The sequence below is a fragment of the uncultured Microbacterium sp. genome, from assembly GCF_964244775.1.
Classification (GTDB): Bacteria; Actinomycetota; Actinomycetes; order Actinomycetales; family Microbacteriaceae; genus Microbacterium.
Map to the genome: position 1 here is coordinate 223,979 of NZ_CAXTJR010000002.1, position 24,563 is coordinate 248,541.

24 protein-coding genes are annotated in these 24,563 nt (G+C 69.1%); 19 read left to right on the top strand and 5 right to left on the bottom strand.

Annotation, left to right across the window (positions count from 1 at the left end; translation table 11 throughout):
- Positions 1-26: 26 nt before the first annotated feature.
- From ACFE6Z_RS06250 to ACFE6Z_RS06305, 12 genes are all read left to right on the top strand, one after another.
- Positions 27-776, top strand: a complete 750-nt coding sequence (locus tag ACFE6Z_RS06250) for an L-threonylcarbamoyladenylate synthase (protein ID WP_375384844.1) — start codon at positions 27-29, stop codon at positions 774-776.
- Positions 773-1,936, top strand: a complete 1,164-nt coding sequence (locus ACFE6Z_RS06255; RefSeq protein WP_375384845.1) for an MraY family glycosyltransferase — start codon at positions 773-775, stop codon at positions 1,934-1,936. The genes ACFE6Z_RS06250 and ACFE6Z_RS06255 overlap by 4 nt, the downstream gene beginning before the upstream one ends.
- Positions 1,933-2,475: a hypothetical protein gene (locus ACFE6Z_RS06260; RefSeq protein WP_375384846.1), complete on the top strand. Its 543-nt coding sequence runs from the start codon at positions 1,933-1,935 to the stop codon at positions 2,473-2,475. Before ACFE6Z_RS06255 ends, ACFE6Z_RS06260 begins: the two co-directional genes overlap by 4 nt.
- A 132-nt stretch (positions 2,476-2,607) precedes the next feature.
- Positions 2,608-3,423: a F0F1 ATP synthase subunit A gene (gene atpB, locus ACFE6Z_RS06265; protein WP_375385003.1), complete on the top strand. Its 816-nt coding sequence runs from the start codon at positions 2,608-2,610 to the stop codon at positions 3,421-3,423.
- Positions 3,424-3,463: 40 nt separating this feature from the next.
- Entirely contained in the window at positions 3,464-3,703 is a 240-nt protein-coding gene (gene atpE / locus ACFE6Z_RS06270; RefSeq protein WP_375384847.1) for a F0F1 ATP synthase subunit C, read from the top strand.
- 28 nt (positions 3,704-3,731) lie between these two features.
- Positions 3,732-4,304 (top strand): F0F1 ATP synthase subunit B, encoded by a 573-nt coding sequence (locus ACFE6Z_RS06275; RefSeq protein ID WP_375384848.1) that lies wholly within the window; start codon positions 3,732-3,734, stop codon positions 4,302-4,304.
- The gene (locus ACFE6Z_RS06280) at positions 4,304-5,095 is read left to right on the top strand and encodes a F0F1 ATP synthase subunit delta (protein WP_375384849.1); all 792 of its coding nucleotides are present in this window, start codon (positions 4,304-4,306) and stop codon (positions 5,093-5,095) included. Before ACFE6Z_RS06275 ends, ACFE6Z_RS06280 begins: the two co-directional genes overlap by 1 nt.
- A gap of 66 nt (positions 5,096-5,161) precedes the next feature.
- Positions 5,162-6,799: a F0F1 ATP synthase subunit alpha gene (atpA, locus tag ACFE6Z_RS06285; protein WP_375384850.1), complete on the top strand. Its 1,638-nt coding sequence runs from the start codon at positions 5,162-5,164 to the stop codon at positions 6,797-6,799.
- A gap of 20 nt (positions 6,800-6,819) precedes the next feature.
- Positions 6,820-7,716 (top strand): F0F1 ATP synthase subunit gamma, encoded by an 897-nt coding sequence (locus tag ACFE6Z_RS06290; protein ID WP_375384851.1) that lies wholly within the window; start codon positions 6,820-6,822, stop codon positions 7,714-7,716.
- 22 nt (positions 7,717-7,738) lie between these two features.
- Positions 7,739-9,196: a F0F1 ATP synthase subunit beta gene (atpD, locus tag ACFE6Z_RS06295; RefSeq protein WP_375384852.1), complete on the top strand. Its 1,458-nt coding sequence runs from the start codon at positions 7,739-7,741 to the stop codon at positions 9,194-9,196.
- Between the two features lies 1 nt (position 9,197).
- On the top strand, positions 9,198-9,458 hold the full coding sequence (locus tag ACFE6Z_RS06300) for a F0F1 ATP synthase subunit epsilon (protein ID WP_375384853.1): 261 nt from the start codon (positions 9,198-9,200) through the stop codon (positions 9,456-9,458).
- Positions 9,459-9,548: 90 nt separating this feature from the next.
- On the top strand, positions 9,549-10,310 hold the full coding sequence (locus tag ACFE6Z_RS06305) for a YaaA family protein (protein WP_375384854.1): 762 nt from the start codon (positions 9,549-9,551) through the stop codon (positions 10,308-10,310).
- A gap of 12 nt (positions 10,311-10,322) precedes the next feature.
- Here ACFE6Z_RS06305 and ACFE6Z_RS06310 read toward each other — a convergent pair whose 3' ends face one another.
- Positions 10,323-10,805, bottom strand: coding sequence for a DUF4282 domain-containing protein (locus tag ACFE6Z_RS06310; RefSeq protein WP_375384855.1), 483 nt, complete (start codon positions 10,803-10,805; stop codon positions 10,323-10,325).
- Positions 10,806-10,972: 167 nt separating this feature from the next.
- Between ACFE6Z_RS06310 and ACFE6Z_RS06315 the strand changes: the two genes are divergently transcribed.
- From ACFE6Z_RS06315 to ACFE6Z_RS06325, 3 genes are all read left to right on the top strand, one after another.
- Entirely contained in the window at positions 10,973-11,689 is a 717-nt protein-coding gene (locus ACFE6Z_RS06315) for a DUF5684 domain-containing protein (protein WP_375384856.1), read from the top strand.
- A 182-nt stretch (positions 11,690-11,871) separates the two neighbouring features.
- Positions 11,872-12,726, top strand: coding sequence for a PP2C family protein-serine/threonine phosphatase (locus tag ACFE6Z_RS06320; protein WP_375384857.1), 855 nt, complete (start codon positions 11,872-11,874; stop codon positions 12,724-12,726).
- Positions 12,727-12,793: 67 nt separating this feature from the next.
- Positions 12,794-15,622, top strand: coding sequence for an FtsK/SpoIIIE domain-containing protein (locus ACFE6Z_RS06325; protein ID WP_375384858.1), 2,829 nt, complete (start codon positions 12,794-12,796; stop codon positions 15,620-15,622).
- A 57-nt stretch (positions 15,623-15,679) separates the two neighbouring features.
- Here the strand turns inward: ACFE6Z_RS06325 and ald are convergent, their stop codons facing one another.
- Complete coding sequence (gene ald / locus ACFE6Z_RS06330) at positions 15,680-16,795, bottom strand: alanine dehydrogenase (protein WP_375384859.1); 1,116 nt, start codon at positions 16,793-16,795, stop codon at positions 15,680-15,682.
- Between the two features lie 34 nt (positions 16,796-16,829).
- On the bottom strand, positions 16,830-17,819 hold the full coding sequence (locus ACFE6Z_RS06335; RefSeq protein WP_375384860.1) for an asparaginase: 990 nt from the start codon (positions 17,817-17,819) through the stop codon (positions 16,830-16,832).
- A 62-nt stretch (positions 17,820-17,881) separates the two neighbouring features.
- Here ACFE6Z_RS06335 and ACFE6Z_RS06340 point away from each other — a divergent pair, with 62 nt between their 5' ends.
- Positions 17,882-18,364, top strand: coding sequence for an OsmC family protein (locus ACFE6Z_RS06340; protein WP_375384861.1), 483 nt, complete (start codon positions 17,882-17,884; stop codon positions 18,362-18,364).
- On the opposite strand, the gene ACFE6Z_RS06345 is transcribed toward ACFE6Z_RS06340, so the two are convergent.
- The gene (locus ACFE6Z_RS06345; RefSeq protein WP_375385004.1) at positions 18,361-19,077 is read right to left on the bottom strand and encodes a lysophospholipid acyltransferase family protein; all 717 of its coding nucleotides are present in this window, start codon (positions 19,075-19,077) and stop codon (positions 18,361-18,363) included. The two genes, ACFE6Z_RS06340 and ACFE6Z_RS06345, sit on opposite strands and share 4 nt — an antisense overlap.
- A gap of 191 nt (positions 19,078-19,268) precedes the next feature.
- Here ACFE6Z_RS06345 and ACFE6Z_RS06350 point away from each other — a divergent pair, with 191 nt between their 5' ends.
- Complete coding sequence (locus ACFE6Z_RS06350; protein WP_375384862.1) at positions 19,269-20,228, top strand: FKBP-type peptidyl-prolyl cis-trans isomerase; 960 nt, start codon at positions 19,269-19,271, stop codon at positions 20,226-20,228.
- Positions 20,229-20,273: 45 nt separating this feature from the next.
- Positions 20,274-21,362 (top strand): 1-deoxy-D-xylulose-5-phosphate reductoisomerase, encoded by a 1,089-nt coding sequence (gene dxr, locus ACFE6Z_RS06355; RefSeq protein WP_375384863.1) that lies wholly within the window; start codon positions 20,274-20,276, stop codon positions 21,360-21,362.
- 6 nt (positions 21,363-21,368) lie between these two features.
- Here the strand turns inward: dxr and ACFE6Z_RS06360 are convergent, their stop codons facing one another.
- Positions 21,369-23,027, bottom strand: a complete 1,659-nt coding sequence (locus tag ACFE6Z_RS06360) for a Mur ligase family protein (protein ID WP_375384864.1) — start codon at positions 23,025-23,027, stop codon at positions 21,369-21,371.
- A gap of 132 nt (positions 23,028-23,159) precedes the next feature.
- Between ACFE6Z_RS06360 and ACFE6Z_RS06365 the strand changes: the two genes are divergently transcribed.
- On the top strand, positions 23,160-24,509 hold the full coding sequence (locus ACFE6Z_RS06365) for an RIP metalloprotease (protein ID WP_375385005.1): 1,350 nt from the start codon (positions 23,160-23,162) through the stop codon (positions 24,507-24,509).
- Positions 24,510-24,563: the final 54 nt, after the last annotated feature.

The window sequence follows — 24,563 nt, forward strand, 5'->3', positions numbered from 1 at the left end:
CGCCCCCGACGTAGACTGAGGCGGTTATGTCTCCCGTATTCGACTGCCGTGACGAGGCGCAGCTGCTGCCCGGAATGCGGCAGGCGCGTCAGGCGATCGGACGAGGCGATCTGGTGGTCCTCCCCACCGACACGGTCTACGGCATCGCTGCCGACGCGTTCAACCCGCGTGCGGTGCAGGCGCTCCTGGACGCGAAGGGCCGCGGTCGCCAGTCGCCGCCCCCCGTGCTCGTCGCGGGGATCACCACGCTGCGGGCGCTCGTGGCCGAGGTTCCCGAGCCGGTCGAACGGCTCATCGAGGCGTTCTGGCCGGGCGGCCTCACAATCGTGCTGCCCGCACAGCCCTCCCTTTCGTGGGACCTGGGTGACACTCACGGCACCGTGGCGGTGCGCATGCCCGACCACCGCATCACCCTCGAGCTTCTGGAAGACACCGGGCCCCTCGCGGTCTCCAGCGCCAATCTCACCGGCAAGGCGGCAGCGGTGCGGGTGAGTGACGCGCAGGACATGCTGGGCGAGTCGGTGGCGGTCTACCTCGACGGCGGTCCGTCCCGCAGCGGCGTGGCCTCGACCATCATCGACGCGACGGAGCTGGTCGGAGATGTCTCCGGTCCGATCGTGCGGGTGCTCCGCGAGGGCGGGATCAGCCGCGCCGCGCTCGGCGAGATCCTCGGCGACCTGCTCGAGCCCGATCCCCGAATCCGCGCCGCCGCCGACGACGACGAATCTCAGGCGAGCGCAGCCGCGGAGCAGACCGTCGAGGGTGCGCCCGAGTGAAGCAGTACGTCTTCACGATCCTGCTGACCGCGACGATCACCCTCGTCCTGTCGTGGGCCGTCTGGCAGCTGAGCCTGAAGTACAAGCTGTACCCGGGCATCCGCGAGCGCGACGTGCACAAGACGCCGACCCCGCGGCTCGGCGGGATCGCGATGTTCCTCGCCGTGGTGGCCGCGTTCGCTGTCTCGTCGCGCAACGAGTACTTCTCGATCTTCTGGGAAGAGCCGGCCGCGGTGCTCTCGATCCTGGTGGCGACCCTCATCATCGTCGCGATCGGCGTCGCCGACGACCTGTGGGACCTCGACTGGATGATCAAGCTCGCCGCGCAGTTCATCGCCGCCGGGATCGTCGCCTGGTTCGGCGGCCTGCAGATCTATTACCTCCCGATCGGCGGGTACACCGGGTTCTCCAGCGGAGTGGGCATCGCGATCACCGTGCTGTCGATCGTGGTCGTGATGAACGCCGTCAACTTCATCGACGGCCTGGACGGTCTCGTCGCCGGCGTGTGCCTGATCGCGAACGGCATCTTCTTCGCCTACTCGTACCTTCTCGTGCGCGACACGGGCTCGAGCACGTACTTCAACCTGTCGTCGTTCATCGCGGCCGTCCTCGTCGGCGCCTGCCTCGGCTTCCTGCCGTTGAACTGGAGTCCGGCCAAGCTCTTCATGGGCGACTCGGGTGCGCTGATGCTGGGCCTGCTCATGGCATGTTCGGCGATCGCCATCACGGGGCAGTTCCCGCCCGCGGTGCTCGACCCGAATCAGATCGGCCGGTCGCAGCTGGTGGGTGCCTTCATCCCGATCCTGCTGCCCATCGTCGTGGTGCTCCTCCCGCTGCTGGACTTCGGGCTCGCTGTGCTGCGCCGCGTGCGCGCCGGCAAGTCGCCGTTCTCACCCGATCGCAAGCACCTCCATCACCGGATGCTCGACATGGGCCACTCCGATCGCACCTCGGTGCTGATCTTCTACGCGTGGGCCGCGGTGATCGGTCTGTCCGTGCTGCTGATGTACCTGGGCACGCGGGAGGACTGGTTCGGACAGTATTGGATCGGCGTCGTCTTCGGCATCGTCGGCGCGGCGGCCTGTCTCGTCGTGACGCTGCTGCCTGCCAGATCCGCGCCCCACGCACCCGCCGACCCGGCTCTGAAGGAGTCCATATGAGCGCCACCCACTCGCCGGCTGACACGCCCCCCGGCAAGCCCTCGGGACCAGTGCGGATCTCGAGCACACCCATCCTCCGGACGACTCTCGTGTGGTCCGCGGTCGTCACCGGCGCGCTGGCGGTCGTCGGCGCGATCGTGGGCTTCCTCGTTGCCGGCCCGAACGGTCTGTGGAGCGCCCTGGCGGGCGTGGTGATGGCGGCGGTGTTCCTGGCGATCACCGGCGCGAGCATCCTGATCGCCAACCGCTGGTACGGAGATCCTCTCTATGTCCCGGTGTTCTTCGGGATCGTGCTGGGCGGGTGGATCCTCAAGTTCGTCGTGTTCATCGTCGTGCTGCTCGTGCTGCGCGGACAGCCGTGGGTCGCGCCCACCGTCTTCTTCGTCGCGGTCGTGGTGAGCATCCTCGCCTCCCTCGTCGTGGACGTGGTCGTGCTCACCCGGATGCGGGTTCCCCACGTCAGTGACATCTCGCTGCCGACCCAGGCCCCTGAGGATGAGGCCCCGATCTCTCGACGTCGAGACATCGAGGGGGCCTGAACGGATTTTCGGGAGCCGCGAGTTTGCTAGTGTAGTCATGCGCCCGTCTGCTCACCCTGAGCGATTGCGGATTGACTTTCATCGACCATCGTCGCATCGGTTAACGCCGGAGCCCCGAAGCTGGAGCCAGCGCTGTTTACTCAAGCCGCGAGCCTGATCGCCATTGCCGCCGAATCGGACGACAGCGGATTCCACGCGCCGTCCATCACGGAATTCTTCCCTGACGCCGTCTTCTTCGAGGGCACCTGGTTCGAGATGACCAGGATCAATCTGATCCAGGTCATCGCCACCATCGCTCTCGTGGTGATCTTCTGGCTCGGTACCCGCCGCATGCGGATCGTTCCCGGTAGGTTCCAGAGCCTCGTCGAGATGGGACTGGACTTCGTCCGCGTCAACATCGCGCACGACCTGCTCGGCAAGAAGGACGGCGACCGCTTCCTGCCGATCATCACCACGATGTTCTTCATGATCCTGTTCATGAACCTGACCGGCGTCATCCCGTTCATGAACATCGCCGGGACGAGCGTGATCGCCGTGCCGCTGCTGCTGGCGGTCGTGTCGTACGTGACGTTCATCTATGCCGGCATCAAGAAGAGCCCGGGCAATTTCTTCAAGAACTCGCTGATGCCGCCAGGGCTGCCGTGGTTCCTGTACATCTTGATCATCCCGCTCGAGTTCCTCTCGACGTTCATCATCCGGCCCGTCACGCTCACGCTGCGACTGCTGATGAACATGATCGTCGGGCACCTCATGCTCGTGCTGTTCTTCGCCGCGACGCAGTTCTTCATCTTCGGCCTGGGCGGCTTCTGGACGCTGCTGGGCATCGGATCGCTCGCCTTCGGCTTCGCCTTCACTCTGTTCGAAATCCTGGTGGCCGTCCTCCAGGCATATGTCTTTGCAATCCTGACAGCGGTCTACATCCAGCTCGCTGTCGCAGAAGAGCACTAGCGGGCCGGCGTCAGCCGCCCACAACGAAAGGAAAAATCCCGTGGATGCAACTACGGTTCTCGCTGAGGTCACCGGCAGCATTGCGACCGTCGGATACGGTCTCGCCGCCATCGGTCCGGCTATCGGCGTCGGCATCGTCGTCGGCAAGACGATCGAGGGCGTGGCCCGCCAGCCCGAGCTCGCCGGCCGCCTCCAGGTGCTGATGTTCATCGGTATCGCCTTCACCGAGGCGCTCGCGTTCATCGGCATCGCCACCGGCTTCATCTTCGGTTACGCCTGATCCGCCACCTTCGAGTTAAGGAGACGGGATGCTGAACGCTCTTGTCACATTCGCCGCCGAAGAAGGCGAGGCGGCGCCGAACCCGCTATTGCCTGCGATCTACGACATCGTCTGGTCGCTGGTGTGCTTCATCGTCATCCTCTTCATCTTCTGGCGGGTCGCCCTGCCGCGCATGAAGAAGCTGCTCGACGAGCGTTCGGCGGCCATCGAGGGCAACATCGCGAAGGCCGATGAGGCGCAGCGCAAGGCCGAGGCCGCGCTCGAGGAGTACACCGCCCAGCTCGCCGAGGCGCGCAAGGAGGCCGGCCAGATCCGCGAGGCCGCCCGTGAGGACGGCAAGAAGATCGTCGCCGAGGCGAAGGATGCCGCGACCGCCGAGGCTTCGCGCCTGACGGCGACCGCGCACACGCAGATCGAGGCCGAGCGCCAGACCGCTCTCGTCTCGCTCCGCAGCGAGGTCGGCACCCTGGCGCTCGACCTGGCAGGCGGCGTGATCGGCGAGACGCTCTCCGACGACAAGAAGGCTCAGGCCGTCGTCGACCGGTTCTTGGCTGAACTCGAGGCATCCGAGACAGCAGCGGCACAGAAGGCGTCGAACTGATGGGAAGCGCGACCACTCAGGCGCGAGCGGCAGCGGCGACGGTGCTCGACGCCGCCCCGGCCGTCGATCTCCAGGTCGCCGGCGAGCTGTTCGCCGCCGGACGCGCCATCGGAGATTCGACGCACCTGAGCGGCGCGCTCGCCGACTCGGCTGCACCGGCGGCCCTGCGCGTGCAGGTGGTGGCCGACATCTTCGGCGCCGCCGTGACGCCCACCGCCCTGTCGCTGCTGACGGTCATCGTCGAGCAGCGCTGGTCATCGGCATCCGATCTGGTCCAGGGGATCAACGAGGTCGCCATGCGCGCCGCGGCGATCGCCTCGCCCGACGCCGACGTCGAGGGCGAGCTGTTCCAATTCTCCCGCACCGTCGCGGGCAATGCCGAGCTCGAACTCGCGCTCGGCAGCCGCCGGGGCGACTCCGCCGCGAAGGGCGCTCTGGTCGAGACGCTCCTGAACGGCCGCGCGAGCGAGGCGACGATCCTCATCGTCAGCTCGATCGTGCGCCAGACCGGCGAGCGACGCGTGCGTCAGCTGCTCGCGTGGGCGATGCAGTCCGTCGCAGATCAGCGCGATCGCACCGTCGCCACGGTCGTCTCCGCCGCCCCGCTCAGCGCTGCGCAGGTCGAGCGCCTGAGCGCTGCCCTCGCGAAGAAGTACGGCACGCGGGTGTCGCTGAACTCCGTGATCGACCCCACCGTCGTCGGAGGCCTGCGCGTGCAGATCGCCGACGACGTGATCGACGCGAGCGTCTCATCGCGCCTCGCCGACCTCCGCCAGCGACTGGCGGGCTGACCCAGACTTCCCGCCCCGCAGGGGCGGAGTATTCGGGGCCTCGTCCCCACCGAACGAAGGAAGACAATGGCAGAACTATCGATCAGCCCCGACGTCATCCGTGACGCGCTGAAGGATTTCGTCGCCGCCTACGAGCCCACGGGGCCCGCGGCCACGGAGGTCGGCACGGTCATCGACGCGGCCGACGGCATCGCCCATGTCGAGGGACTCCCCGGAGTCATGGCGAACGAGCTCGTCAACTTCGCCGACGGCACCCAGGGCCTCGCCCTGAACCTCGACGAGCACGAGATCGGCGTCGTCGTCCTCGGCGAGTTCTCCGGGATCGAGGCAGGTCAGGAGGTCACCCGCACGGGTGAGGTCCTCTCCGTCGCCGTCGGCGACGGCTACCTCGGCCGCGTGGTCGACCCGCTCGGCAACCCCATCGACGGGCTCGGCCCGGTCGCGACCGAAGGCCGCCGCGCCCTCGAACTGCAGGCGCCCGGCGTCATGCAGCGCAAGTCCGTGCACGAGCCACTGCAGACCGGCATCAAGGCGATCGACGCCATGATCCCCGTCGGCCGCGGCCAGCGCCAGCTGATCATCGGCGACCGCCAGACCGGCAAGACCGCGATCGCGATCGACACGATCATCAACCAGAAGTCCAACTGGGAATCCGGCGACGTCCAGAAGCAGGTCCGCTGCATCTACGTCGCGATCGGCCAGAAGGGCTCGACGATCGCGGCCGTGAAGGGCGCACTCGAAGACGCAGGGGCGCTGGAGTACACGACGATCGTCGCGGCACCGGCATCCGATCCCGCGGGCTTCAAGTACCTCGCCCCCTACACCGGTTCGGCCATCGGGCAGCACTGGATGTATGACGGCAAGCACGTCCTGATCATCTTCGACGACCTGACCAAGCAGGCCGAGGCCTACCGCGCCGTATCTCTACTGCTGCGCCGCCCGCCGGGCCGCGAGGCGTACCCCGGCGACGTCTTCTACCTGCACTCCCGTCTGCTGGAGCGCTGCGCGAAGCTGTCCGACGAGCTCGGCGCCGGGTCCATGACGGGTCTGCCGATCATCGAGACCAAGGCCAACGACGTGTCGGCGTACATCCCGACCAACGTGATCTCGATCACCGACGGCCAGATCTTCCTGCAGTCCGACCTGTTCAACTCCAACCAGCGTCCCGCTGTCGACGTCGGCATCTCGGTGTCGCGCGTCGGTGGCGACGCGCAGGTGAAGTCGATCAAGAAGGTCTCGGGCACGTTGAAGCTCGAGCTGGCCCAGTACCGCTCGCTCGAGGCGTTCGCGATGTTCGCGAGCGACCTGGATGCCGCATCCCGCCGTCAGCTCTCGCGCGGCGCGCGCCTGACCGAGCTGCTCAAGCAGCCGCAGTACTCGCCGTACCCGGTCGAGGAGCAGGTCGTCTCGATCTGGGCCGGCACCAACGGCAAGCTCGACACGATCGAGGTCGAGGACGTGCTGCGCTTCGAGCGCGAGCTGCTGGACTACCTGCGCCGCAACACCACGATCCTCGACACGCTGCGCGACACGAACGTGCTCGACGACGACACCGCCGCCGAGCTCGCCAAGAAGACCGACGAGTTCGTCCTGGAGTTCCGCGCGGGCGAGGGTCAGCCGATCGACGCTCCCGGTCGCGAAGAGGTCGCTGCGGCCGATGCCGGCGACGTCAACCAGGAGAAGATCGTCAAGGGCCGCCGCTAGGCGCTCGGAGACCACACACCATGGGCGCACAACTGCGGGTCTACAAGCAGAAGATCAACACTGCTCAGACGACCAAGAAGATCACGAAGGCGATGGAGCTCATCGCCGCGTCGCGAATCCAGAAGGCGATGGCGCGCGTGCGCGCGTCGTCTCCGTTCGCGCGCGCCGTGACCCGCGCGGTCTCGGCGGTCGCCACCCACTCGAACGTCGAGCACCCGCTCACCCGCGAGCGCGAGGTCATCCACCGTTCGGCCGTCGTGATCTTCGCCTCCGACCGGGGCCTGGCCGGCGCGTTCAACTCGCAGATCATGCGCGAGGGCCTGGAGCTGTCCGAACTCCTGCGTTCGCAGGGCAAGGAGATCACGTTCTACCTGGTCGGCCGCAAGGCGGTGGGGTACTTCCAGTTCCGCCGCATGCCGAGCGCCGCCGAGTGGACGGGCGACACCGACACGCCGCACTTCCGCACCGCCGAGGAGATCGCCGACGTCCTGCTGGACGCGTACGACCGCGGTGGGCAGGACGGCGGCGTCGACGAGATCCACCTCGTGTACAACCGCTTCGTCAGCATGATGACGCAGTCGCCCGAGCAGGTGCGCCTCCTCCCGCTGGAGGTCGTCGAGGCTGCGGCCGACACGTCGGCGCAGGTGTACCCGCTGTACGAGTTCGAACCGGATGCCGAGACCGTCCTGGACGCGTTGCTCCCGGTGTACATCCAGAGCCGGGTGTTCAACGCGCTCCTGCAGTCGTCCGCCGCGAAGCACGCCGCGACGCAGAAGGCCATGAAGTCGGCCAGCGACAACGCCGACAAGCTCATCACCGACTACACGCGCCTGCGCAACAACGCGCGCCAGGCCGAGATCACACAGCAGATCGCCGAGATCGTCGGCGGCGCCGACGCGCTCTCGTCGGGCAAATAGACCTCAACCGAAAGACAGAACAATGACTCTCATCGCTCCCGCTGAGACGACCCAGACCCCTGGCGTCGTCGGCCGCGTGGCCCGCGTCACCGGTCCGGTCGTCGACATCGAGTTCCCGCACGACTCGATCCCCGACATCTACAACGCCCTGAAGACGACGATCACGATCGACGGCGAGTCGAACGAGATCACGCTCGAGGTCGCCCAGCACCTGGGTGACGACCTCGTCCGGGCCATCTCGCTCAAGCCGACCGACGGCATGGTCCGCGGCCAGGAGGTGCGCGACACCGGCGCGCAGATCACCGTGCCCGTCGGCGACGTCACCAAGGGCAAGGTGTTCAACGTCATCGGCGAGGTCCTCAACGCCGAGCCCGGCGAGAAGATCGAGATCACCGAGCGCTGGCCGATCCACCGCAAGGCGCCGAACTTCGACCAGCTCGAGTCGAAGACCCAGATGTTCGAGACCGGCATCAAGGTCATCGACCTGCTGACCCCCTACGTGCTCGGCGGAAAGATCGGCCTGTTCGGCGGCGCCGGTGTCGGCAAGACCGTGCTCATCCAGGAGATGATCCAGCGCGTCGCGCAGGACCACGGTGGAGTGTCGGTGTTCGCCGGTGTCGGCGAGCGCACCCGTGAGGGCAACGACCTCATCCACGAGATGGAGGAGGCGGGCGTCTTCGACAAGACCGCGCTCGTGTTCGGCCAGATGGACGAGCCGCCGGGAACGCGTCTGCGCGTGGCGCTTTCCGCCCTGACGATGGCGGAGTACTTCCGCGACGTGCAGAAGCAGGACGTGCTGCTGTTCATCGACAACATCTTCCGCTTCACGCAGGCCGGCTCCGAGGTCTCGACGCTGCTCGGCCGCATGCCCTCGGCCGTGGGTTACCAGCCGAACCTCGCCGACGAGATGGGTGTGCTCCAGGAGCGCATCACCTCGACGCGTGGTCACTCGATCACGTCGCTGCAGGCGATCTACGTCCCCGCCGACGACTACACCGACCCGGCTCCGGCGACCACGTTCGCTCACCTGGACGCGACGACCGAGCTCTCGCGAGAGATCGCGTCGAAGGGTCTGTACCCGGCCGTCGACCCGCTCACCTCCACGAGCCGCATCCTCGACCCGCGGTACATCGGCGCCGACCACTACCGGGTCGCGACGAACGTCAAGCAGATCCTGCAGAAGAACAAGGAACTCCAGGAGATCATCGCGATCCTGGGTGTCGACGAGCTGTCCGAAGAAGACAAGATCGTCGTCTCGCGCGCGCGCCGCATCCAGCAGTTCCTCTCGCAGAACACCTACATGGCCAAGAAGTTCACCGGTGTCGAGGGCTCCACGGTCCCGATCAAGGAGACGATCGAGTCGTTCGACGCGATCGTCAAGGGCGACTTCGACCACGTGGCCGAGCAGGCCTTCTTCAACGTCGGCGGCATCGGCGACGTTGAAGAGAAGTGGGCGCAGATCCAGAAGGAGAACGGCTGACATGCCGATCAACGTGAGCCTGGTCTCGGCCGACGCCGAGGTCTGGACGGGCGAGGCATCCCTCGTGGTCGCCAAGACCGTCGAGGGCGAGATCGGCCTCATGGCCGGTCACGAGCCGATCCTGGCGATCCTCGCCGAGGGACAGGTGCGCATCACACGCCCCGACGGCACGAAGATCCTCGCGAACGCCCAGGACGGCTTCCTGTCGATGGAGAACGACGATCTGACGATCGTCGCCGGCAACGCCGCACTCGTCGCCTGACCGCAATCGAGCGCGAGAAACCACATCCGGGTCGAGACATCACGCCGCGCGCGGTGTCTCGACGGTGATGTGGTTTCTCGCTTTCCCGCCATGCTGATCCTGCTCCCACCCTCCGAGACGAAGCGCGTCGGCGGAACGCGCGCTCCGCTCGCCCTCGCCGGTTTGGCGCTGCCCGCGCTGACGCCGCAGCGCGAAGCGGTCATCGATGCGCTCGTGGCCCTCTCTTCCGATGAAGACCACGCCGCGCGGGTGCTCAAGCTCGGTTCGACGCAGCGCCACGAGGTCGCCGCGAACGCGCGGCTGCGCGACTCGGCGACCATGCCGGCGGTCGATCGCTACACCGGGGTGCTGTACGACGCTCTGGATGCCGCATCCCTCGACGCCTCGGGTCGCCGCTGGCTCGCCCATCACGTCATGATCCACTCCGCCCCGTTCGGGCCGATCGGGGCGATGGACCGCATCCCGACCTATCGGCTCGGAGCGTCGGCGGCCGTCCCCGGCATCCCCGCCCTGCGGAAGGTGTGGGCGGATGCTGTCACCACCGCCTTCGCCGCCGCTTTCGCCACCGCGCAGGCGGACTTCGTGCTCGACCTGCGCTCAGAGGCGTATGTCGGGCTCGGCCCCCTTCCGCCGTCCGTGCGCTCCGCCTACGTGCGGGTGGTGTCGGAGTCGGCCGACGGAGTCGCCCGGGCCCTGAATCACTTCAACAAGCACGCCAAGGGAGCCCTCGTCCGCCGGTTGGCCGTGGAGCGCCCGCGCATCGGATCGCTCGCCGGGCTCCTGCGCTGGGCGGACGCCGCCGGTATCATCCTGCGGCCCGGCGTTCGGGGCGAGCTCGACCTCGTCGTCTGACGCTTCCGCGGGTCAGCGGCGGGTGTTCGCCGCGGTGCGCTCGGTGTTCTCGGCGATCGCGATCAGCGCGACGACCGCTTCGATGAGGAAGCGGAGCACCACGACCGCCAGGAAGGTCACGATCGGCACGATGATGATCGTCGCGACCAGGAGTGAGATTCCCGCGCCCGGGTTGTACCAGAGCGCGGCGATCCCGCCGATGATGCCCTGCACGAAGTACACGATGAACCCGATCGCGATCGCGATCAGGCCGATCAGGTAGAACACGCTCGCAAGGCGCCGGGTGATGAACGTGCGGAACGAGAGGTCGAACAGCGCAGTGAAGAACCCGCGACCGATGTCGGCCGCATCCGCGCCGCGCACCGTGGGAACGCCGGTGTCGTCGGGATGCGTCGCCGCATCGTAGGGAACGGATGCCGGCTCGCGGGCGGCATCTGCCGCAGGCTGGGCGGGAACAGGGGGAACGGGCGGGACGGGGGGAGTGGTGTCGCTCATCGGAGAGCCCTTCGATCGGAGTCGCGGTCTGTCGTCAGGCTAGCGAAACGTCGCGTATCGGCGCGTTACGACGCGTCGGCTGACAGCGAGGCTCCGGGCTCGCTAGCATGTGGTGTCGGCGCATGCGCGATCGATTCTCTGCCACTCGTCTCATGAAGGGGACGCATATGTATTCCGATAACCCCGCGGCGCTCGCCGCGCTCGCTATCTTCTACGTGTTCGCGTTCATCTTCGCGATCGCCGGTTACATCATCTTCTCGTGGTTCCTGATGCGGATCTTCGACAAGGCCGGCGTCCAGGGCAAGTGGCGTGCCTGGGTGCCGATCTACAACACCCTCATCTTCGTCAAACTCGGTGACCTGAGCCCGTGGTGGCTGCTGGTGCTGTGGGGCGGCGCGATCGTGCTCGGCTGGGTGCCGGTCATTGGCTCGCTCATCGGGGTCGCGGCGTTCGTCTACACGCTCCTTGCCGCATGGCGCGTGGGTCTGAAGCTGCAGAAGGAGGCCGTCTGGCTGATCCTGTACTTCTTCCTGTCGCTCGTCTGGTTCGGCATCAATGCGTTCGACAAGTCGCGTTGGAACACCGCCATCCCGGCATCGCCGTGGGCCACCAACTTCCTGGCCGACAAGACGGTGTGGCAGGGCGTTCCCGTTCAGACGCCCGCGGGAGGCTACCCGGCCAATCCCGTCACCCAGCCCGCCCCGGGCGCCTACCCGCCGCCGCCGGCCGGCTACACACCGCCGGCGCCCCCGGCAGGTGCTCCGGTTCCGCCGCCGGCAGCTCCTCCGGTGACGCCGCCCGCCGCGACGCCGCCGACCACCCCGCCCGCCGCGCCCGAGCCGCCCGCGGCTCCGCCGGTGGACCCGGACGCACCGCGCGTCTGACCTCGCAGCACAACGAGCCCCTCGCTTCGGCGGGGGGCTCGTTCGCGTCGGCGGCTGCGACACCTTGGGCAGCCCGCCACCGGTCCGGCGCCACGGGCGTGCGGCGGGCCGTCTACTAGGATGTGAGCACGCCGTGCGCTGCCGAGCGCGCGGAAACCAGGCGTGAGCGGGAGGATGAGGGCGTGCCCGAAGTGTCCACCCGATCCCGGATCGTAACGACCGGCAACGGCGAGATCGAACTGCGCTGGGCGGAGGCGACCGACACCGGTCGCCGTCGCGAGGCCAATCAGGATGCCGTGCTCGCCGAGTATCCCCTCTTCGTCGTCGCCGATGGCATGGGCGGTCACATCGGCGGCGAGATCGCGAGCGCCAGCACCGTCGATCGGCTCCGCCCCGTCGCGATCGCCGGGAACGTCACCGCCAAAGCGATCGAGAAGGCGCTCTCGCGCGCGGTGAAAGACATCGCCTCGCATCCCGAGACGACCGACGACGGCACCGGCACCACCGTGACCGGCGTGTACCTCGACGTCACCGGCACGGTGCCGAACTGGGTGACCCTGAACATCGGCGACTCGCGGGTGTATCTCTCGCGAGACGACTCGATCGTGCAGATCACCACCGACCACTCGGTCGTCCAAGAGCTCATGGCCGCCGGTCGCTTGAGTCCGGAAGAGGCGGAGAACCACCCGTACGGCAACGTCATCACGCGCGCGGTCGGGCCGAGCGACGGCGTCACGCCCGATTATGTGCGCCTCGACGTGTTCGACGGCGACCGGTTCGTGATCTGCTCGGACGGTCTGACCAAAGAGCTGACCGATTACGGCATCCAGCACTTCCTCGGCGAGCACGAAGATCCCGCCGAAGCGGTCGAGGCCATGCTCGATGCGGCGCTCGAGAACGGCGGTCGCGACAATGTCACGATCATCGTGCTGAACGCCCGGGTTCGCGGGGCGGCTGCCGCGGCATCCGAGTTCGATCAGGATGCCGCGATCACGGCGCCGATCGCGGTTCAGGCGCCCTCCCCAGCCTCCGACTGACGCGCGCCTGTCCACCGTGTGCGCGGAGGCCCGCGCGCGCGCCGTCACGGATCGCTTGACTGGACGGATGCTGTCGCATCGACCTCCTCCGCCGGTTCACCGCGCGTCGAGCCCCCGGCTCTCGACCGCGGATGCCGAGCCGCTCGTGCTCCCCGCGGCCTGGGTGCCGCCGAGCCGCGGCGGCATCCCGCTGCTCGCTTCGCTCGTTCCCGTGCTGGGCGCGGTCGCGCTGTGGCTGGTCACCGGATCGATCCTTTCGCTGTGGCTCGCACTCCTCGGCCCGCTCATCGCAGTGGCGACAATGCTGGACGCCGCGCGCGGCGCGCGCCGCGACAGACGCCGGGCCGCGCGCGACGCGGAGACCGCGCGCGATCGGATCGCCGCCGCCGTGCGGAAGCGACATATGGACGAGCGAGCGCGCCTGCAGGCGACGCATCCGGATGCCGCGACATTGGCGACGCGGGATGACGAGGTCTGGCGGGCCGTTCCGGCCAGGGCCGAGCTGTTGGTCGTCGGATCGGGCGCTCGGGTGAGCGAAGTGCGCGTGACCGGGGGCGACGGCGATGAGGCGTCGGCCGCGCTGCGCAGGCGAGCGGCGACCCTGGACGGCGCGCCGGTCACCGTACCGCTCATGGCAGGCGTCGCCGTGGTGGGGCGAGCGCCGCTCGGACCGGCGGTCGTGAGGGCGCTCGTCGTGCAGCTGTGCTCGGCGCTGCCGCCGGGGCGCCTGCGAATCGTCGGACCGCTCGTCGGCGAGAACGCCTGGGCCGAGGAGTTGCCGCACCGCCGCGGCAGCGAAGGCATCGCGCTCGCGCTGACAGGCCCGGACGAGACGGCGCCGCCGGACGCCGACATCGTGATCGCGCACGCGCGGGTCCCCGTTCCGGCCCGGTGCGAGGCGGTTTTGACCGTGACCTCGCCCGCGCAGGCGCGACTGGACTACGGCGGCGAGATGGTCGCGCTGGAGGTGGAGGCGATCGGAACGGTGCAGGCGGCGCAGATCGCGCGATCCCTCTCGCAGCGGGCGGTCGCCGTGCTCGGCGACGAGGGCGAGGCGTCCGGGGCCGTTCTCCTCGGTCCGCTGCTGGCGACAGCGTCCGACGACCGGCACGAGAAACGCGAGGGGTTGCCGGCCGTCGTCGCCACCCGCGCCGGCCGGCCCGTGACGGTCGACCTCGTTGCGGACGGTCCGCATGCGGTCGTCGCCGGAGTCACCGGGTCGGGCAAGAGCGAACTGCTCATCACCTGGATCCTCGCGCTGTGCGCGGCGCACTCCACCGCCGAAGTCAATTTCCTCCTCGCCGATTTCAAAGGCGGCACCGCGTTCGATGCTCTCGCGGCGATGCCGCATGTCACGGGAGTCATCACCGATCTCGACGGCTCCGGGGCACGCCGAGCCCTCGAGAGTCTGCGCGCCGAAGTGCGCTGGCGCGAGGGCGAGCTTGCTCGGGTGGGTGCCCGCGACATCCGCGATCCGCGGGTGCAGCTCCCACGGCTGGTGATCGTCGTCGACGAGTTCGCAGCCCTGCTGGGCGCGCATCCCGAGCTGCAGGCGGTGTTCACCGACGTCGCAGCCCGCGGTCGCGCGCTGGGTATGCACCTGATCCTCGGCACACAGCGCGTGGCGGGCGTGATCCGCGAGGCGCTGCTCACGAACTGCCCGTTGCGGCTGAGTCTGCGCGTGATCGACGAGGCGGACAGCAGGGCGGTCGTGGGCACCGCCGAGGCCGCGCGCCTGCCCGGTGGCCCGGACGGGCGCGGGCACGCGCTCGTGCGGCGCGGGGGCGACCCGGCACCGCAATCGGTGCGCGTCGCCCTGAGCACGCCGCACGACGTCGCAGCGGTGTGCGAGCGGAGCACCGGCCCTCGTCCCCGTCGCCCCTGGCTGCCCGATCTGCCGGCGACCCTGCCCCTCACCGAACTGCTCGGCCCGGGCGCGCCCGAGGGCATCGTGCTCGGGCTCGTCGACGAACCCGAGCGTCAGCGCCAGCACCCGGCGATCCTCGCCCCGCACGACCGCGGTCTGCTCGTGATCGGCGGTGCCGGGACGGGCAAGTCCTCGGTGCTGCGGGTGATCGGGGCACAGTCCACCGGCGTCGTCAGCGTCCGCAGCTTCGGCGAGGAGGCGTGGGACACCGTCGCACGGCTGGCCGAGCATCCCGCACCGTATGGAACCGTCGTCACCATCGACGATCTCGACGCGCTCGCCGCGCGGCTGCCCCAGGAGTACGCGCACGTCCTGCTGGAGCGCATCGAGCAGCTGATCCGCGGTGCGGGGGATGCGGGGGTGCTCGTCGCCGTCACGGCACGACGGCTCTCCGGAGCCGTGGGCCGCGTCGTCGAGCTTCTCCCGCGTCGCGCTCTGCTGGCCATGCCGTCGCGCGCCGACTACATCGGCGTGGGGGGAGACCCGACGCACTACCTGCAGGACGCCGCGCCCGGCCGCGGGCGTCTTGACGGGCAGGCGATCCAGTTCGCGTGGTGCCCGCCGCTCGAGGCGCCGGCAGACGTGCCGGAGGTCGCGGGCTGGATGCCGGCGGCCAGGCTGACCGGGTTCGTGGCGCGTCGATCGGCCGTCACCCGGTCGGTGCTGGCGCGGTGGGAGGCCGCCGGCGCCGCGATCGTCCGGGTGGACGAATCGCCGCAGCTGGAAGATACGGCGACCGCGGAGGGAAGGCGGGTCGTGGTGGGGGAGCCGGACGAATGGCAGCGCCACTGGGGACTTCTGGCGGGCATCAGGGGCGAGCACGACCTCGTGATCGACGCGGCATGCGCCCAGGAGTATCGCATCGTCGCAGGGGAGCGCGAGCTGCCGCCGTATTGCGAGCCGGGGAGGCGGCGCGCGTGGCTGCGGCACGAGGACGCCCCGGCGGAGCGCATCGTGCTTCCGACCTGACCGTGCTCCGACCTGACCGTGCTCCGTAGGCGACTGTGGCCGTCGACGCGGCTCCGTTCAGGCGAGGACTTCGACGAGGGATGCCGCGTCCAGGCCGTGCGCCGCAGCCACACCCGCGTTGACCACCGCGCCGCCCGACGTGTTGAGTCCGGCCGCCAGCGCAGCATCCGCCCGCAGCGCGTCTTTCCACCCGTGTCGCGCGATCTGGCGGATGTACGGCAGCGTCGCGTTCGTCAGCGCGGAGGTCGATGTGTTCGGCACGGCGCCGGGCATGTTCGCCACGCAGTAGAAAACGCTGCCGTGCACGGGAAACGTGGGATCGGCGTGCGTCGTCGGGTGGGTGTCTTCGAAGCATCCGCCCTGGTCCACGGCGATGTCGACCAGGACGCTGCCCGGCCGCATCCGCGCCACCATGTCGTTCGTGACGAGTTTCGGCGCCTTCGCCCCGGGGATGAGCACCGATCCGACGACGAGATCCGAGGTGACGACGGCACGATCCAGGTCGAGCGGATGGGAGGCGGCCGTCTTGATCCGGCCCTGGAAATGGTCGTCCAGATAGCGCAGGCGCTGGATGTTGGTGTCGAACACGGTCACGTCGGCCCCGAGGCCCACCGCGATGACTGCGGCGTTCGCACCCGCGACCCCTCCGCCGATCACGGTGACCTGTGCGGGACGGGTGCCGGGTACGCCGGACATCAGCAGGCCCAGCCCGCCGGCCGACCGCATCAGGGTGGCGGCTCCGACCGTGGGCGCCAGGCGCCCCGCAACTTCGCTCATGGGGGCGAGCAGCGGCAGGCCTCCGCCGGCGAGCTGGACGGTCTCGTAGGCGATAGCGGTCACGCCGTCAGCGACCAGTCGGTCGGTGAGCGGCTGATCGGCCGCCAGGTGCAGGTAGGTGAAGAGGACGAGGTCGTCGCGGAAGTATCCATACTCGCTCGCGATGGGCTCCTTCACTTTGAGCAGGAGCTCCGCGCGCGCCCACACGTCGGCCGGATCATCGAGGAGTACGGCGCCCGCCGCCTCGTATTCCGCATCCGACATGGATGAACCAGCGCCCGCGCCGCGCTGCACGAACACCTCGTGACCTGCGCGCGCGAGGTCGTGTACTCCGGAGGGGGTCAGGGCCACGCGGTACTCGTTGTTCTTGACCTCGGTGGGTACGCAGATCCTCATCGCCCGATCCTTTCCGCTCGTTGTGCGAGCGCCTTCAGAAAGCGGGGCGGATCGCCCCGACATCCGCGCCGCCGCCGGAAACCGACAGCGGAAGCAGCTTCATCGCGTCGGCGACGTCGGAGGCCGTGAGTGCGCCGGCTCGCTCGAGCAAACGCAGGGCAACTGCGGTCGTCGCCCGGCCGCTGCCGTCGAGCATCTTCAGGGCGAGCGTCGTGCCGTCGGGGGCCACCATCACCATGACACCCTCCGCGCCGCCCTTGGCGAAGACGCCGAGCCGCTCGATCACGATCGAGTCCGCGCGGCCAGGGCCGTCGATCGTCCACGGGTTCTCGCGGACGGCGCGCACGAGTGCACCGGCGCTGCGGTGCAGCGCGAACGGCGAGGTCTCCGACGCGGTGCCGATGCGGTGGATCGCGCGGGCGAGCCCCGCGAGGCTCGTGGTGTGCACGGGTGCGCCGCACCCGTCGATCGCCGTGGCGATCACCTTCTCGCCGGTGAGCCGTTCGACCAGTTCGCGGATCTGCACCTGCAGGGGATGCTCGGGTTCGAGGTAGGTCGCAGCATCCCACCCGTTCGTGACGCACGTCAGGAGCATCGCCGCGTGCTTGCCCGAACAGTTCATACGCACGCGTGCAGGCGCCAGGTGCTCTCGGACGAGCTCGTCACGGGTATCGGCGTCGCCCGGCCATGCCGGCGGGCACCGGAGCGCCTCCTCGGTGAGGCCGGCGGCATCGAGGATGTCGCGCACCACGCCGACGTGGCGGTCGGTGCCGGAGTGGCTCGCGGTCGCGAGTGCGAGTCGTTCGCCCTCGAGCGGAGCGCCGGAGATCAGGCACGCGAGGGCCTGGAGAGGCTTGAGACTCGATCGCGGCAGGATCGGAGAGGCGGTGTCGCCCAGCTGCGTGGCGACCGTGCCGTCCGGGTGGAGGACGATCGCGGAACCCGCATGACGGGATTCGACGAAGCCGCTGCGCTCCACGACGGCCAGCTCCACGGCATCGGCGACGGTGAAGGTCTGCGGCACGACGCCAGCCTAGCCCCGAGCCGCCCGAGCCCCGCGTTGCGCTCGCATGTCAGACTGGCGTCATGTTCGGCGAGCACAGCTATGCGCTGCACACCGCGTGGACCGGGGATCGCGGCACCGGAACGAGCGGCTACCGCGACTACGACCGCGCGGTGACGATCACGATCGACGGCAAGCCGCCGCTCGAGGCATCCGCCGACAAGCCGTTCCGCGGCGACGCGAGCCGCTGGAACCCCGAAGACCTCCTGCTCGCCGCGCTCAGCGAATGCCACCTGTTGTCATACCTCCACGCGTGCGTGCAGGCGGGCGTGGTCGTCGTCGGCTACGAGGACGACGCGACGGGGACGATGGTCGAAGACGGCAGGGGCGGCGGCGCGTTCCGCGAGGTCGTGCTGCGGCCGGTCGTCACCGTCGCCGAGGAGACGATGGTGGATGCAGCGACCGCCGCCCACGCGCAGGCGCGCGAGTGGTGCTTCATCGCGAACTCGGTGAACTTCCCCGTCCACCACGAGCCGGTCATCCGGGTCGTAGGCGAAGCCGTCTAACGCCGCTCGTGCGGGAGCACCTGCCTGATCCGCTCGATGGGGGTGCTGGCGGGGGCCTCGTTGTAGGTGCCGGCGAGCTCCTGGCCCGACAGGCCATGGATGGCATCCATGATGTCGTCGGTCGCGAGCCGTCGCGCTCGGCCCGAACCGGCCGAGCCGTGGTGCGAGAGGTGGAGCGGCTCTCCGAAGCGCACCGTGATCCGCGCGTTCAGCGACGGCATCCTGGCGCCCACCGGCATCGCCTCATCCGTCCCGATCAATCCGACCGGCACGACGGGCGCGCCCGTCTGCAGGGCGAGGAAGGCCACTCCGGTGCGCCCCTTGTAGAGACGTCCGTCGAGCGAGCGCGTTCCCTCGGGATAGAGCGCCACGGCGTTGCCCGCTTCGAGAAGCATGCGCTGCTGATCGAGGGCGTCCAGCGCGGCCTGGCCGGCACCGCGCTGCACGGGCACCGCGCCGATCGCGGTGAAGAATTCGCGGGATGCCCACCCTGACGCCCCGGTTCCGTCGAAGTAGCTCGACTTGGCCAGGAAGTGCACGGGACGAGGGGAGGCGATCGGGATGGCGATCGAATCGATGAACGACAGGTGGTTGCTCGCAAAGATGACCGCACCCGAGCGAGGGACGTTGGGCTTGCCCTCGACCTTCGGACGGTAGATCAGACGCGCCAGGGGAGCGAGCACGAAGCGGCCGAGAGCATACGTCGCACCCATCCGCTGGGCGGCGGGAGCAGCGGAGGCTTCGGCTTCTTCGGGATCGGGATTCTCCTCGGAAGTCACCCGTCGAGGGTACTCTGCTTCCCATTCCGCCCCGCGTATGGCCGGCTCCCAGCAAGGACAGAGGAAATGTACGCGAGTATGGAGCTTCCCCTTCGCAGCCCAGTGCTTATCTGATGAGGTCCGTCGTGCGCATTCGTCCCATCGTCACTCTCTCCGTCGTCGCTGCCGCAGCGGCGCTCGTGCTGTCCGGATGCACCGCATCCAGCACGCCCGCCGCGTCGGAGAGCCCCTCCGCCACCACGGCGACCGACCTGTGTTCGGCGGCCGCGCCGACCGGCGCCGCCTCCGAGGCAGTCAAGGTCGACGGCGCGTTCGGCACCGACTCGACGGCGAGCTTCACCTCGCCGCTGGACATCGCGTCCTTGCAGCGCACCGTGGTCACAGAGGGATCCGGTGACCCGATTCAGTCCGGTGACTACATCAGTTTTGCTCTGACCGGATACGACGCGTCGACCGGCGCCAAGCTCGGATCTCAGGGATACACGCCCGGCGAGCTCGCCCCCGCGGAGGTAACCACAGGCACCGTGCTGTCTCAGATCGTCGGTTGCGCCGCGCCCGGAACCCGCATAGTCGCCGTCGCCCCCGGCACCGACGCCTCCACACCCGGCACGGTGTACGTCGTCGATGTGCTCTCGGTCATGCCTTTGGCCGCGACCGGCGAGCCCCAGGCCCCCACCGCGGGCTTCCCGACCGTGACGCTAGATTCCACGGGCGCGCCCACCGTCGCTCTGCCGCAGGGGGATATCCCGACGTCCTTCGAGAAGGCGACACTCAAGAAGGGTGACGGTCCGGTCGTGGGTGTCGGAGACACCGTGATCGTGCAGTATTACGGCTATTCGTGGAACAACGACAAGATGTTCGACCAGTCCTGGGGCAAGCAGGTGTTCTCGTTCACCGTCGGCACGGGTGTGGTGCAGGGCTTCTCGGATGCCGTGACGGGCGAGACCGTGGGCTCACAGGTGATCGCGGTGCTGCCGCCTTCCGCCGCGTATGGCGACGGCGCCATCAACGACTCGGACCTCAAGGGTCAGACGCTCATCTTCGTCGTCGACATCCTCGGCGTGCAGCACGCTCCCGCGCAGTAGAGCCGGCCGCCGCGACGCGGCGCATGCAGTCACTAACATGACTGCATGCGCCGCGTCATAGTTCTGGGTTCCACGGGCTCCATCGGCACCCAGGCGCTCGACGTCATCCGCGCCAACCCCCGCCGCTTCGACATCGTCGGGCTCTCGGCGTTCACGAGCCGTGAGGTGATGGCGGCGCAGGCCGCCGAGTTCCAGGTCGAAGACACGGCGATCGGCGCCGTCGAAGCCGAGCAGCTCGTCCGGGATGTCGAGGCCGATGTGGTGCTCAACGGCATCACGGGCTCGGTCGGCCTCGGCCCGACCCTCGCGGCCCTCGAGTGCGGGCGGACGCTGGCACTCGCGAACAAGGAGTCGCTCATCGTCGGCGGCGAGCTCGTCACGGCGATCGCGTGGCCCGGGCAGATCGTGCCCGTCGACTCGGAGCATTCGGCGATCGCGCAGGCGCTGCGATCGGGCGAGAAGTCGGAGGTGCGCCGGCTCGTGCTGACCGCCTCGGGCGGCCCGTTCCGCGGGCGCTCGCGCGAATCGCTGAGTGCCGTCACACCCGCCGAAGCGCTCGCGCACCCCACGTGGGACATGGGCCGCGTCGTCACGACCAACTCCGCGACGCTCGTCAACAAGGGCCTCGAGGTGATCGAAGCGCACCTCCTGTTCGGCGTCGACTACGAAGACATCGACGTCGTCGTGCACCCCCAGTCGATCGTGCACTCGATGGTCGAGTTCATCGATGGCTCGACGATCGCCCAGGCCTCGCCGCCCGACATGCGGCTGCCGATCTCGCTGGGGCTGGACTGGCCCCACCGCATCGGCGGAGTGGGACGCCCGCTGGATTGGACGACGGCGACGTCGTGGACCTTCGAGCCCCTCGACCAGAAGGCCTTTCCCGCCGTCCGGCTCGCCAAGAGCGTCGGCCGCGCCGGCGCCACCTACCCGGCCGTCTTCAACGCGGCCAACGAGCAGGCTGTCGACGCGTTCCACGACGGTCGGCTCGCCTTCACCGGCATCGTCGAAACGATCGAGCGTGTCGTCGACGCGCACGAGCCGCCCGGAAAGCTCACGCGCGAATCGCTGTTCGCTGCGGAGGAATGGGCCCGCGCCGCCGCGGAGCGCGCGATCGCAGCATCCGATCGCTAGCGGCTCTCAGTAGATCGGCCGCAGGGGGTCGGACGCCGGCGTCTCGTTCTCGGGGTAGGGCACGGGCCAGTGCGGCTCGGGCACCGGCCACCCCGCGGCGCGGAGCGCTCGGCGCGACAGTTCACGCGCCGAGTACGGCGTGCGGATGCCGCGGATGTCGCGGTAGTCCTGGTGCCCAGGCCCCGCCCAGAGGATGGCGTCGCCTTCGCCGACGAGGGCGACGGCCTCGATGATGGCGCGCTCGGGGGGCGAGTACTCGTGGATCTCGGCGTCGGGGCGAGCACGCCGCGCACCCTCGATGAGGGTCGCCCTGATCGAGTCGGGGTCCTCGAAGCGGGGGTGGTGATCGGTGATGACGAGGATGTCGCTGCCCTCGACGCCCGTACGCCCCATGTCGTGCCGCTTGGTCGCGTCGCGGTCGCCGTCGGCGCCGAACAGCATGACCACCCGCCCGGGAGTCACGCGCCGGACCGCGGCGAGCGTCTTCTCGAACGCGTCGGGGGAGTGTCCGAAGTCGACGTACACGGCGGGGCCGTGGTCACCGGACACGCGCTCGGTGCGGCCGGGTAGGTAGGCCTCGATCGCGCCGTCGCGCGCGAGCGTTGCGGCGATCACGTCCCACGCGTAACCCGCCTCGAGCATCATGACGATCGCGAGAGCCGCGTTGGCGGCCATGTGCTGACCGATCACGGGCACGATCGTCGTCAGGGAGCGACCGTCTGTGGAGGTGAGGGTGAACTCCGTGCCGGTCTGCCGCTCGGCGACGATCTCGACCGACCAATCCGCAGCGGCCGCCGCCGCCGGATCCACCGCGATCGCCGGCGCCCCCACCGTGACGTAGGGGATCTCGCACCGTGCGACCACATCGGCGCCGGAGGCGGAATCGAGCGAGATGACGGCGCGCTTTGCCCGGTCGGGGCGGAAGAGCGGAAGCTTCGCCTCGAAGTAGTCCTCCATGTCGGCATAGTCGTCGAGGTGGTCGTGGGTGAGGTTGGTGAAGGCCGCCACGTCGAACACGATCCCGTCGACGCGGCGCCGACTGAGCGCCTGGGCGCTCACCTCGATCGCGACCGCCTCGACGCCGCGCTCGCGCATGAGCGCCAGCAGGGCGTGCATCTCGGATGCCTCCGGCGTCGTCAGCCGCGACACGATGACCTGCCCGGCGATGTGCCGCTCGGCGGTCGAGGAGAGGCCGGAGGTCACGCCGATCTGCGTCAGGATGCCCTCCAGGAGATGCGAGACGCTCGTCTTGCCGTTGGTGCCGGTCGTGCCGAACAGGAGCGGGAGATCATCGCCCGGCCCGGTGCCGAAGATCCACGCGGAGAGCTCGCCGAGGACGCCGCGGGGGTCTTCCACGACGAGGATCGGGATGCCGGCATCGGCCGCGATGTCGGCTCCAGCCGCGTCCGTGACGATCGCGACGGCGCCTTTCTCGGCGGCGGCTGCGCCGAACTCCGCGCCGTGGCGATTGGCGCCGCGGATGGCGACGAACACCTCGCCCGCGCGGAGGTCGGCTGTCGCCAGGGTGACCCCGGTGACGGAGCGCCCGGCGGTGTCGCCGCGCACCTCACGCGCGAAGCGCGCGGCGAGCTCATCGAGCGCCCGGACGGGCGGAGCGTCGGGCCGCAGCACGGGCGGGAGGTTCGAGGGGGCATCGGTCGGCATGGCCCATCCATCCTCTCATCCGGCGGTCGCGGCGTCCGGCGCTCGCCGCGGAGCGCCGTCCCCGTCGAGGAGAAGCGGATGCTGCGCCGACGGTTCGGCGAACTCAAAGGCAACCCCGAGTACGGTGAGCCTGTGACCGTCGTCGCCTACATCATCGGCATCCTCCTCATGGTCGTGGGGCTGGCTGTGTCGATCGCGCTGCACGAGCTGGGTCACCTCTTCCCGGCCAAGAAGTTCGGCGTGCGTGTCGGCCAGTACATGATCGGCTTCGGCCCCACGCTGTGGTCGCGAAGGATCGGCTCGACGCAGTACGGGTTCAAGGCCATCCCGCTCGGCGGCTACATCTCGATGGCCGGCATGTACCCTCCGTCGCCCAAGGAGCTCGCCGCCGCAGGCGCGGGCGCCGCATCGGGGCGTGCGGGCGGTGGCTTCTTCGCGACCATGGTGCAGGACGCGCGTGTCGTCAACGACGAGACCCTCATCGCCGGCGAAGAGACGGGCGTGTTCTACAAGCTGCCGGTATGGAAGCGCGTCGTGATCATGCTCGGCGGGCCCTTCATGAACCTGCTGTTCGCGATCGTGCTGTTCGCGATCCTGTTCAGTGGCATCGGAGTGCAGACCGCGACGACGACCATCGCGAGCCTCAGCGCGTGCGTGATCCCCGCCGACGCGGGGCGCACCGATTGCATCGCCGGCGACCCCACGGCGCCGGCCGCCGCGGCGGGCATCCTCCCCGGCGACACCATCCTCTCGATCGACGGCACCGCGGTCTCGACGTTCGACGAGGCATCCGCGATCATCAAGGCTTCTCCGGGGCGCACGCTCAGCGTCCAACTCGAGCGCTCCGGGGCCGAGATGACGCTCTCCGTCACACCGCTCCTGGCCACCCGACCGATGACCGATTCGATGGGTCAGCCGGTGCTGGACGCCGACGGCACACCGCAGACCGTAGACGTCGGCTTCGTCGGCATCCTGCCGCAGTCCGCGCTGGTGCCGCAGCCGATCTGGGCAGGCCCGCAGGCCGCGTTCCAGAACGTCGGTGCGGTCGCGGGGGTCATCTGGCAGCTCCCCGTCAAGGTGTACGACACGGCGGCGACGCTCATCACCGGCGGCCAGCGCGACCCGAACGGACCGCTCAGCGTGGTCGGGGCAGGACTCATCGCGGGTGAGGTCGCAGCATCCGATGCCCCGATCCTGAATCGGGTGTCGGGATTCCTGGGCCTGCTCGCGTCGCTGAACATCGCGCTGTTCGTCTTCAACCTCATTCCGCTGCTGCCCCTGGACGGCGGGCACGTCGTCGTCGCCCTGTGGGACGGGATCAAGCGCACGTGGGCGAAGCTCTTCCGTCGCCCTCCGCCGAAGCCGGTCGATGCCACCAAGCTCGTCCCGGTGACGTTCGTCGTCGTGATCCTGCTGATCGGGATGGGCGCGATCCTGATCCTCGCCGACCTGATCAACCCGGTCTCACTCCTCAGCCCGTAGCCGCGGCATCCCGCCGTCGCGTGAGGGTGCATTGCGGGAACCGAGGGTGCATTG